Source organism: Pseudomonas sp. NPDC099000 (assembly GCF_044759925.1).
Taxonomy (GTDB): Bacteria; Pseudomonadota; Gammaproteobacteria; order Pseudomonadales; family Pseudomonadaceae; genus Aquipseudomonas.
The window spans coordinates 1-11036 of record NZ_JBIWAF010000043.1; the positions used below are offsets into that span (position 1 = coordinate 1).

The window sequence follows — 11036 nt, forward strand, 5'->3', positions numbered from 1 at the left end:
GGTCACGCTGGGCCTCACGGGCCGGTTTCTTTTTGGTTGGCATACATGCACCTCTGCTACATGTTATGCCCGAACACAAAATTTATGACACTCCCGCAGGCGCAGGCCAAGGTTTAGCCGGGGAGATTTGTGGTGAATTGAAGATCGCCATCGCGGGCAAGCTCGCTCCCACAGGCTTGCGGTGATCCTGTGGGAGCGAGCTTGCTCGCGATGGGGCCAGGCCAGACACCGCAAAAATTAGCGCTGCATCCCCCAGCGCTTCACCGTCACCCGCTCCAACGAATCAAACACCAGGTTCTCCACCAGCAACCCAATCAAAATCACCACCGCCAACCCGGCAAACACCTTGTCGGTGTACAGCTCATTACGATTCTGAAAAATGTACCAGCCCAACCCGCCCTTGCCGCTGGTAGCGCCAAACACAAGCTCAGCGGCAATCAGCGTGCGCCAGGCGAAAGCCCAGCCGATTTTCAGTCCGGCAAGGATCGACGGCAGTGCCGCCGGGATCAGGATGAACAACACAAAACGCATCCCCTTGAGGCCGTAATTGCGCCCGGCCATGCGCAGGGTTTCCGAGACACCGAGAAACCCGGCATAGGTATTCAGCGCCAAGGCCCAGAGCACGGAGTGCACCAACACAAAAATCAGGCTGTTCTGCCCCAGACCAAACCACAGCAGCGCCAAAGGCAACAACGCAATCGCCGGCAGCGGGTTGAACATCGAGGTCAAGGTGCTCAGCAGATCGCGCCCGAACTGCGTCGACACCGCCAGGGTCGTCAAGGCAAACGCCAGGACGATGCCGATCAAGTAGCCCTTGAGCAACACCACCAACGAAATCCAGACTTTGCCCAGCAACTCGCCACTGAGCAAACCGTCATACAGCGCGCTAGAGGTTTGCAGAAAACTCGGCAGCAGCAGGTCGTTGTTCTGAATGCGCGCAACCACCTCCCACAGCACCGCGAGCAAAATCAGGATCAGACCTTTACGCAGCCAGGCCTGTTGCCACAGGCGCTGGCCCAGCGGCAATTCGCGCTCCACCGGCACGCTGGTCAATGGCTGCAAAACGGTTTCGAATTCTTCACGCGCAGATGATAAATGGCTCATCGGGCACTCCTCTCAATGGCTCAATAAGCAATGCGAATGTCGGAAAAATCCAGCTCACGCTCGGTTTCCGGCGACTGACCTTCGTCGAACAACAACCGATGAATCCGCCGCGCCGACGCTTGAAACGCCACGCCGCCAAGGCTGTGCAAATCGTATTGATGGCTGTGGACTTCCGCCCGCACCCGCCCCGGATGCGGCGACAGCAGCAGGATTCGATTGCCCACCACCAACGCTTCTTCGATGGAGTGCGTGACGAACAGCAGCGTGAAGCGCACTTCTTCCCAGAGCAGCAGCAATTCTTCCTGCATCTTGCGGCGGGTCAGCGCATCGAGGGCGGCGAAGGGTTCGTCCATCAAGAGGATTTTCGGCTGCATGGCCAACGCCCGAGCAATCGCCACCCGCGCTTTCATGCCGCCGGACAAGGTATGCGGATAGGCATCGGCAAACGCCGCCAGACCAACCTTTTCCAGATAGTGCAGCGCTCGCTCCTCGGCCTCTTTGCGCATGAGGGTTTTCGAGGCAAGCAGCGGAAACATCACGTTCTGTTTGACGGTTTTCCACGGCGGCAGTTGATCGAATTCCTGGAACACCACGATCCGGTCCGGCCCCGGGGCATGAACGGTTTGCCCCTGGAGACGGATTGCCCCTTCACACGGCTGGATGAACCCGGCGACCGCCTTGAGCAACGTTGATTTTCCGCAACCGGACGGCCCGAGCAGCACAAAGCGGTCCGCCGGATCGATTTCAAAACTGACCTGATGCGTCGCCCGAACCACCCGCTGCGGCGTGCGGTATTCGAGGCTGACGTGGTCGACCGACAACAGCGCCTGGGCTGTCGCGTTCGGTTTGCTGACCGTGTGGCCTTGCAAAGGGGCGTTCATCTCGATCAGCTCCCTTGCAGCGGTTTGGCGTCCTGGAAGAAGTAATCCTTCCAAGAGTCCGGTTTGTTTTTGATCGCGCCGACGCGGTACAGGAACTCGGCCAGTGGGTAGGTATTTTTCGGTGTGACGCTGAATTCGAACTGCGGGTTATCGATGATTTTCAGCAGTGCGGCGCGGTCGATTTTGGCCTTGGTGACACGAATATAAGTGTCCGCTGCGGCGCCTTTATCGTTCTGGGCAAACTGCGCGGCTTCGGTCAGCGCTTCAACGAAGGCTTTATAGGTTTTCGGGTTTTCGTCACGGAATTTCTCGGTGGCGAACAGCACCGTCGGCGAGTTCGGGCCGAGCAGGTCGTAGGTGTTCAGCACCACATGAACGTTGGGGTTGCCCAGCGCCTGATCCTGGAACGGCGGGTTGGAGAAGTGCCCGCTCAACTCGGTACCGCCGGCGATCAGCGCGGCCGTGGCGTCCGGATGCGGTACGGCAATGGTGTACTTGTCGAGGCGATTGAACTCCTTGTCTCCCCACTGCTTGGCGGCCGCGTATTGCAGGAAGCGCGACTGCACCGAAACGCCGACTGCCGGCACCGCGATGCGGTCCTTTTCGGTGAAATCGGCGATGGTTTTGACCTTGGGATTGTTGCTCACCAGGTAGTACGGGAAGTTGCCGAGGGAGGCGACGGCTTTGACGTTCTGCTTGCCGTGGGTGCGATCCCAGATGGTCAGCAACGGACCGACGCCTGCACCGGCAATATCAATTGAGCCTGAGAGCAGCGCATCGTTGACCGCCGCGCCACCGGACAACTGGGTCCAGTCGACTTTAATGTCGATCCCTTCCTGCTTGCCGTACTTCTCGATCAAGTTCTGATCGCGCACCACGTTGAGCAATAAGTAGACGATGCCGAACTGCTCGGCGATGCGGATTTCACCTTCGGCGTGGGCCACGGCCGGCGCCACCAGGCTGCCGGCGATCAGGCTCAAACCCAAACCGATGGCAGCGGCCAGCGGCGCGAATGGAAGACGTTTGGACATGGAAGTTCTCCGACAAATCAGAAAGGCGCGTCGCCCTGGATGGTGGTGCGATACAGCTTGCGGCGCAGATGACTTGGGCATCCGGCGGCGAGGTGGATCAGCGATCGGTTGTCCCAGAACACCAGGTCGTGGGCCTGCCATTGATGGCGGTAGATGTTTTGCGGCAAGACGCTATGTGCATAGAGTTCGTCGAGCAGTTGCTTGCTCTCGTCTTCCGGCAAACCGACGATGCGGGTGGTGAAACCTTCGCTGACGAACAACGCCTTGCGACCGTTTTCCGGGTGCGTGCGCACGATCGGGTGGACCACTTCGGCGACCTGAGCCAGTTGCTCCGGCGTCAGGGTCGGGCGCCAGTTGCCTTCGAATTTGGTCTCGCTGTAACGCGCGGTGTAGGAGTGCGCGGCCGAGCGACCTTCGACGGCTTTGCGCAGCGCTTCGGGCAGGTTGTCCCAGGCTTTGTGCATGTCGGCGAACAGCGTGTCGCCGCCCTCGGACGGCAGCTCCTGGGCGTGCAGCATCGAGCCCAGGCTTGGCAGTTCTTTATAGGAAAGGTCGGAATGCCAGAACTTGCCGGCGTCACCAAGGCCGATGGATTGGCCGTTTTCGATGATGTTGGAAACGATGAGAATTTCCGGATGCCCGGCCAGCAGGAATTGCTTGAGCACGTGGATCTGCAACACGCCAAAGCGACGGCTGAAGGCAATGTGTTGCTCGGGGGTAATGCGCTGGTCGCGGAACACCACGACGTGATGATCCAGGTGCGCGCGGTGGATGCGGGCGAAGTCCTGATCATTGATCGGGCGGGACAGGTCGAGGCCGATGATTTCGGCACCGACAGCGCCACTGAACGGGCGGATGTCGAAGGTTTGTGGGGCGATTGCGGGTGACGCAGAGACGGCTGACATAAAAATCACTCCCACGCACGGCACGCTCAAAGGCGCGCGCGTCGATCAAGAAACTCACGGAGGTCCCGTGTTGGTTCGTGTCGTGCGGCGCGCCGATTGGTCGGCAGGTACGCAGGAGGATGACTTTATAGGTATAAGAATTGAAATTTAAATACCGTTAGCGAATAACGATATGGCTTTTGGGTTTTGCCGTTCTTGAGGCCGCCTTCGCGGGCAAGCCTCGCTCCTACAGGGACTTGTGAGGACCCTCCCTCGTAGGAGCGAGGCTTGCCCGCGAAGAGGCCATCAGCCCCAACCGAGAACTACCGCTCGTGCAACGCCTCGGCCCGCGCCCGGATGATCGGTTTCAGCAGGTAGCTCAGCACCGTCTTCTTGCCAGTAATGATATCCACCGAAGCCACCATCCCCGGGATGATCAGCAACGGCTTTTCATCCGTCCCCAAGTGACTGCGATCCGTGCGCAGTTTGATGATGTAGTAAGTGGTCTTCTTGTCTTCATCGGTGATGGTGTCGGCACCGATCTGCTCAAGCCTGGCCTTCAGCCCACCGTAAATGGTGTAGTCATACGCCGTGAACTTCACCGTCGCCTCCTGACCCGGATGCAGGAACGCGATGTCTTGCGGGCGAATCTTCGCTTCCACCAGCAAGGTGTCGTCCAGTGGCACGATTTCCACCAGGTCGCTACCCGGCTGGATCACGCCGCCGATGGTGTTCACCAGGAGCTTGTTGACGATGCCGCGCACCGGCGAGGTCACCAGCGTCCGGCTGACCCGGTCTTCCAGCGCCTTGCCGGTGGCCTGGGCCTTGTTCAGATCGGTGCGGGCCTCATTGAGTTGGGTCAGGGCTTCGCTGCGGAACTTGCCGCGCGTCTCGTCGATCTTGCGCTGCACTTCCTTGATCGCCGATTCAGCGCGCGGGATTGCCAGCGTCGTGGCGTCCAGTTGCCCACGGGTTTCGACCTCGGCACGCTTGAGTCGCAAAACTTCCACTGGCGATACCGCGCCCTGAGCCACCAACGGCTCGGACATGTTGATTTCCTGACGCTGCAGCGACAACGCATTGCGATACTGAGACTGTTTGGAGGTGAACTCGCGCAGCTCTTGTTGACGCTGGATCAACTGCTCCTTCAAGCCACCGATTTCATCGTACAGTTGCTGACGACGGCTGATGTACAGCGACTCTTCACTGGCCGCCTGAGTGGGAACAGCCTTGAGCACATCGGCGGGGAAGTTCAGCGCACGGTCATCGACCTCGGCACTCAAGCGCTCCACACGCAGCAGCATCGACAGCCGATCGGCCTCGGTTTCGCCGACGTTGGAGGCGAATCGCGTGTCGTCCAGGCGAATCAGCGGCGCGCCGGCTTCGACGATCTGCCCTTCGGTGACGAACAGCTCGGAGACGATACCGCCCTCAAGGTTCTGGATTTTCTGGATCTTCGACGACGGAATCGCCTTGCCGTCGCCCTTGGTGACCTCATCAATCACCGCGTAATTGGCCCAGAGCATCAAGAATATGAAGAAGCCGATGATCGCCCAGATCGTCAGCCGCACCACGCGCGGGGCGTCTTCGATGAGGGCTTTATTGACCTCCGGAAGTGGCTGGCCATGCAGCGACTCGGAGCCTTTGAAGTAACGGCGGATCGAATCCTTGAAACCCGACTTAAGCAACACTGATCTGCCCCTTTTTCAACGCTTCCATCACGGCGGCTTTCGGGCCATCGGCAAGTATTTGTCCACGGTCGATGACGATCAGGCGATCCACCAGCGACAACAGCGATGCCCGGTGCGTCACCAGCACCACGGTCTTGTTTTCGATCACCGCCGCGAGGCGTTGCTTGAGGCGTTCTTCGCCGGTGTTGTCCATGGCGCTGGTCGGTTCGTCGAGCAGCAGGATCGGCGGGTTTAGCAGCAACGCACGGGCCAGGGCCACGTTCTGGCGCTGACCGCCGGACAGGTTCTGCCCGCGCTCACCGACTTGCAGCTCATAGCCTTGCGGGTGCAGGCGGGCGAACTCGTGCACGCCGGCCAGTTCGGCGGCTTGCAGGACCATTTCGTCTTCTACGTAGCGCGCACCCGAGACCAGGTTGTCGCGCAGGGTGCCAGCCAGCAGCTGGATGTCCTGCGCCACATAGCCAATGTTGTGGCGCAACTCGCTGACGTCGATCTGACGGATGTCGACGCCGTCCACCAACAGCGCGCCGTCGTCCGGTTGATAGAGCCCCACCAGCAGTTTGGCCAGGGAGCTTTTGCCCGAGCCGCTACGACCGATGATGCCGATCTTCTCGCCCGGCTTGATGATCAGGTTGATGTTGTTCAGCGCCGCATTCTGTTGGTTCGGATAGGTGAAGTTCATCTGCCGGCATTCGATGGCGCCTTGCAGCACCTTGCGGCTCAGTGGGCGCTCTTCGAAGTTGCGCTCTTGCGGCAGCTCCATCATCTGGTCCACCGAGACCATGGTCACCCGCGCTTGCTGGTAGCGGGTCAGCAGGCCGGACAACGAAGCCAGCGGGCTGAGCGCACGGCCACTGAGCATGTAGCAGGCAATCAGACCGCCCATGCTCAGGTTGCCGGCGATGATCTGGTACACGCCGAAGACGATCATGATCACCCCGGCCAGTTGCTGGATCAGCAAGGTGATGTTCATCGCCAGGCCGGAGAGCATTTTCACCCGCAGCTCGAGGCGGCTGAGGGTGCCGATGGTCTGTTCCCACTGATACTGGCGTTCGCTTTCGGCGTTGTTGACCTTCACCGCATCGAGGCCGGCGAGGGTTTCGATCAGGCTCGACTGGCGCTCGGCGCCCAGGGCCATGGTTCGTTCCATGGTCGCCACCAGCGGCTTCTGCAGCGCATAGCCGATCAGCAGGGCAATCGGGAACGCCAGCACCGGAATCCACACCAGATGCCCGCCAAGAATGGCGATGACCATGAAGATCAGCAGCGTAAACGGCAGGTCGATCAGACTGGTGAGGGTCAGCGAGGCCAGGAAATCCCGCAGGCTCTGAAACTCATGGATGTTCTGGGCGAAGCTGCCGACCCGTGCGGGGCGGTACTTCATGGCCATGCCGACGATGCGCTCGAACAATGTCGCCGAGATGATCAGGTCGGTTTTCTTGCCGGCCAGATCCAGACAGAGGCTTCGCAGGCTCTTGAGGATCAGGTCGAACATATAAGCGCCAGTGATGCCGATGGCCAGCACCCACAGCGTCGATTCCGCCTGGTTCGGCACCACGCGGTCATAGACGTTCATCACGAACAGCGGCGCGGCCATGGCGATGATGTTGATCAGGAAACTGGCGGCGATGGCGTCGGCGTACAGCCAGCGCGAACGCTTGAGGGTGTCGCGAAACCACGAGCGAGCGCGCGGGATCAGCGTGCCGTGATTGACGTCGAATTTGTGTTGGGGTTGGGCGAAGAACACTTTGCCGATGTAGTCGTCGGCCAGCAGTTCGCGACTGACGAGGCTTTCGCCGCCGTCGCTTTCGCTTATCAGCAGGCGGGCCTGGTCTTCACCGTGCCAGCCGAGCAGGACGGCGCTGCGGCCATCCTTGAGCAGCAACAGCGCCGGCATCGCAATCGCCGGAATCTGTTCCAGCTTGCGCACCAGCACCCGCCCTTGCAGACCGGCGCGAGCGGCGGCACGAGGCAACAACTCAACGCTCAGACGCTGCTTGGGCAACGGCAGGCCGGTGGTCAGCATCGCGGCGCTGGCCGGTTTCTGATGCAGGGTGCAAAGGGCAAGCAGACCATCCAGTAACGGATCGTCGTGCAGCGCGCGTGGATCATGAATGAGTTGAACTCGACTGACTTCTGATTCCACGCTCGGCACTCTTGGCTAACAGTAAAAAGGGAAGACTCAATTCATCCCGGGTAGCTGGACCCTGGGCTTCACGTCGTTTTGCACAACGGATGCCAACGGTGCGACCACTCCCTGGCTCTTGAGCAACTCGCCCATGGTCGCCTTGATTCGGTACTGAGTAAATAACTGAATGTTTTTGATCTCCGCCAGACGACGGGAAGCGGTGAACAGCTCGTTTTCACTGTCGAGCAGGTCGAGCAGGGTGCGCTCGCCAAGACTGAACTGCTTCTGGTACGCGGTGCGCACGCTGGTGCTGTGATCGACATATTGCTGGGCGATCGGCACCTGGGCGTTGGCGTTGTTCAACGCATTCCAGGCCAGGCCCAACTCTTCATTCAATACGCGCAGGGCGTTGTTGCGGATATCCAGGGCCTGGTTGGACAGGTAGGACTTGGATTCCAGATCCGCCTTGTTGCTGCCGCCGGCATACAGATTGAAGCGCATGCGCAACATGGCCTGCCATTCATTGCTGTGACCGTTCTGACCGTCGAGATCGTTGTCGGCGGAGCGACCCAGTTCGGCATCGAAGCGAGGGTAGAAGGACGATTTGGCGGCGTCATACTGTTTCTCCGCCGCAGCGATATCGGATTCGGCCGAACGCAGGATCGGGCTGTTTTCCAGCATCTGTGCCCGGGCTTCATTCAAGTTGGCCGGCAACAGCGCGAGGAAATCGGCAGGACGCTCCAGTTGATCCGGCATCTGGCCCACGGCACTGAGGAAGTTGGTCTCGGCGTCCGCCAGGTTGGTCTGTTCGGTGATCAGGTTGTTGCGGGCCTGGGCCATACGCGCTTCGGCCTGATCGAGATCGGCACCGCTGCCGACGCCGCGCTGGGTGCGCAACTTGATCTGGTCATAAATGCGCTCGTGGCTTTTCAAGTTATCTGTGGCCAGGCGCACGAACTCGCGGCGGGTCAGTACATCCAGATAAACCTGGGCCACGGTCAGTGCGGTACGTTCGGACGTGCCCAACAAGGAATAAGCACGGGAATTAACGGTGGCTTGTTGACGCCCCACTTCACTGGACGTCGCAAAACCGTCAAAGACCATTTGCGACAGACGCAAACTAGACTCGCTGCGGTTCAAGGTTTCCCAGTGATTGTCGTTGCCGGCAGCACGAGTGGTGACGCTGTCGGTACCTTCGCGACCATAACCGCCCAGCAGATCGACCCGCGGAAGGTATCCACCTTTTGCTGCCTTTAACTGATAATCCGCGGCCAATCGACTATTAACACCTGCCTGGATTTCCGGATGGACATCCAGCGCCTGTTGCATGGCCTCCGGAAGTGACTGCGCCTGAACAAAACTGGCGGCAAGGGCGAAGGGTAAAGCCTTGAACAGGTGCAAACGCATGGTTGGAATTTCCCGGAATTACTTGTCTTGAATCACTGCAGAACGTGCCGCTGCATCGGATGATGACCATCGGAATGACCGTGTGTCGGAAAGGTTGAATTTGGAACTGAGTCACACTCTGTGGGCCAGGTAGTTACCTAAATATCAATGTGACATTACGGGGGCGAGTGTTTAGGATGACAACACTAAGGTCAATAGTTTGGCATATAGTTTATAGCGAAAAAATATAGCCAATTTGTTGACGATTAACCGCGTCAAAGTTGTGCCTCTAATATCTTGAAATTACGTCCAGACTGATTCGGCGAACACGCCATCAGGTCCATGGAAGTCAACTGAACGTGACACCCGGAGAGTCTTCAATGAGCAGTGTTGTTGCCATCGTCAAAAGCATTGTCGGTCAGGTTTTCGCGGTGTCCCCAGAGGGCATTCGCCGCGTACTCGTTGAAGGCGACCGGTTGTTTGTCGGCGATCAGGTAGACACTGGCGCAGCGGGCGCCGTTACGCTTGAACTGGCTGATGGCCGGCCCCTGGACCTGGGCCGCGACACACAATGGAGCGCCAGCGATCCGGATTCCAGCACGGACCTGTCAGAAGCCACTGCACAAGCCGCGCCATCGGTTGAAGAACTGCAACAAGCCATCGTTGCCGGTGCCGACCCGACCACTGAACTCGAAGCCACCGCAGCCGGCCCGACCGCTGCGGGCTCGGGCGGTGCGGCAGGTGGCGGTCACAGCTTCGTGATGCTGGACGCAACCGCTGGCCGGGTCGACCCGACCATTGGCTTCCCGACCGCGGGCCTCAGCACTGCGGCACAGACTGCACTACTCACCACCGGTGGCCTGACGGCTGACACCAGCGCTAATGTGCAGCGCGAATCGAATCTGAGCCTCAGCGCCACGCCGACCATCACCGAGGCCGGTGGCGTACTGGTTTACACCGCGACTTTGACCCAGGCACCGCTGACCGACCTGACCATCACCCTGTCCAATGGCTCGGTGATCGTGATCCAGGCCGGCCAGCTGACCGGCACCGTCAACGTCCCGCTCGCGCCGAACGACACTGTTTATAAAGACTCGACCCAGATCAACGTGACCGTCACCGGTACCACGGGCGGCAACGGCATCACCGTCACCCCGCCGACGACCCCGGCCGTGACCCAGATCACCGACACCGTCGACACCACCACGGTCACCCTGACCGCCGGCGCCAGCGTCACCGAAGGCGGCCAGATTACTTACACCGCGACATTGACCAACCCGGCGCAGACACCGGTCACCGTCACCCTGTCCAACGGTTCGACCATCACCATCGATGCGGGTAAAACCACTGGCAGCGTCGACGTGTCCACACCGGCGAACGATGTCTATAACAACGGCAACACGGTCACTACCACCATTACCGGTGCCACCGGCGGCAATTTTGAGAACCTGGTGCCAAGCCCGGCCCCGGCCGTGACCACCATTACCGACTCGCCGGACACCACCACCCTCACACTGACGGCGGGTTCGACGGTCACCGAAGGCGGCCAGATCACCTACACCGCCACGCTGAACAACCCGGCTCAAACGCCGGTCACTGTCACCCTGTCCAACGGCTCGACCATCACCATCGAAGCCGGCAAAACCACGGGCTCCGTGAACGTCGACACCGCGGCCAATGACGTTTATCAGAACGGCAGCACCGTCAGTACCACGATCACTGGCGCCACCGGTGGCAACTTCGAGAACCTGGTGCCGAGCACTACGCCCGCGGTCACCACCATTACCGACTCGGTCGACAACACCGGCCTGAGCCTCGGCGCCACCGGCACCGTGGTCGAAGGCGGCCAGATCACTTACACCGCCACCCTGACCAACCCGGCCGGCACGCCGATGACCGTGACCTTGAGCAATGGCTCGGTCATTACCATC

Annotated in this window: 9 protein-coding genes; 2 read left to right on the plus strand and 7 right to left on the minus strand. The window is 60.0% G+C overall.

Annotation, left to right across the window (positions count from 1 at the left end; genetic code table 11):
* Positions 1 to 185 (plus strand): hypothetical protein (locus ACIQV9_RS27640; RefSeq protein ID WP_403108176.1); only part of this gene is annotated, 185 nt, incomplete at its 5' end.
* Positions 186 to 237: 52 nt separating this feature from the next.
* On the opposite strand, the gene ACIQV9_RS27645 is transcribed toward ACIQV9_RS27640, so the two are convergent.
* The 7 genes from ACIQV9_RS27645 to ACIQV9_RS27675 all read right to left on the minus strand — a co-directional run bounded on the left by ACIQV9_RS27645 (position 238) and on the right by ACIQV9_RS27675 (position 9126).
* Positions 238 to 1104 (minus strand): ABC transporter permease, encoded by an 867-nt coding sequence (locus ACIQV9_RS27645; RefSeq protein ID WP_403108179.1) that lies wholly within the window; start codon positions 1102 to 1104, stop codon positions 238 to 240.
* Between the two features lie 20 nt (positions 1105 to 1124).
* Entirely contained in the window at positions 1125 to 1985 is an 861-nt protein-coding gene (locus ACIQV9_RS27650) for an ABC transporter ATP-binding protein (protein ID WP_403108181.1), read from the minus strand.
* Positions 1986 to 1990: 5 nt separating this feature from the next.
* The gene (locus ACIQV9_RS27655; RefSeq protein ID WP_403108183.1) at positions 1991 to 3016 is read right to left on the minus strand and encodes an ABC transporter substrate-binding protein; all 1026 of its coding nucleotides are present in this window, start codon (positions 3014 to 3016) and stop codon (positions 1991 to 1993) included.
* A gap of 17 nt (positions 3017 to 3033) precedes the next feature.
* Positions 3034 to 3921, minus strand: coding sequence for a TauD/TfdA dioxygenase family protein (locus ACIQV9_RS27660; RefSeq protein ID WP_403108184.1), 888 nt, complete (start codon positions 3919 to 3921; stop codon positions 3034 to 3036).
* 302 nt (positions 3922 to 4223) lie between these two features.
* Positions 4224 to 5591, minus strand: coding sequence for an HlyD family type I secretion periplasmic adaptor subunit (locus ACIQV9_RS27665; protein WP_403108186.1), 1368 nt, complete (start codon positions 5589 to 5591; stop codon positions 4224 to 4226).
* Positions 5581 to 7737: a type I secretion system permease/ATPase gene (locus ACIQV9_RS27670; RefSeq protein WP_403108188.1), complete on the minus strand. Its 2157-nt coding sequence runs from the start codon at positions 7735 to 7737 to the stop codon at positions 5581 to 5583. Before ACIQV9_RS27670 ends, ACIQV9_RS27665 begins: the two co-directional genes overlap by 11 nt.
* A 36-nt stretch (positions 7738 to 7773) precedes the next feature.
* Positions 7774 to 9126, minus strand: coding sequence for a TolC family outer membrane protein (locus ACIQV9_RS27675; protein ID WP_403108190.1), 1353 nt, complete (start codon positions 9124 to 9126; stop codon positions 7774 to 7776).
* Positions 9127 to 9485: 359 nt separating this feature from the next.
* Between ACIQV9_RS27675 and ACIQV9_RS27680 the strand changes: the two genes are divergently transcribed.
* Positions 9486 to 11036, plus strand: a 1551-nt coding sequence (locus tag ACIQV9_RS27680; protein WP_403108193.1) for a retention module-containing protein, incomplete at its 3' end; no start/stop codon positions are given.

What these genes read in the sequence shown, in the direction of transcription:
- ACIQV9_RS27645 (WP_403108179.1), bottom strand. Translation starts at nt 1,104, where the DNA reads ATGAGCCATTTATCATCTGCGCGTGAAGAATTCGAAACCGTTTTGCAG.
- ACIQV9_RS27650 (WP_403108181.1), bottom strand. Translation starts at nt 1,985, where the DNA reads ATGAACGCCCCTTTGCAAGGCCACACGGTCAGCAAACCGAACGCGACA.
- ACIQV9_RS27655 (WP_403108183.1), bottom strand. Translation starts at nt 3,016, where the DNA reads ATGTCCAAACGTCTTCCATTCGCGCCGCTGGCCGCTGCCATCGGTTTG.
- ACIQV9_RS27660 (WP_403108184.1), bottom strand. Translation starts at nt 3,921, where the DNA reads ATGTCAGCCGTCTCTGCGTCACCCGCAATCGCCCCACAAACCTTCGAC.
- ACIQV9_RS27675 (WP_403108190.1), bottom strand. Translation starts at nt 9,126, where the DNA reads ATGCGTTTGCACCTGTTCAAGGCTTTACCCTTCGCCCTTGCCGCCAGT.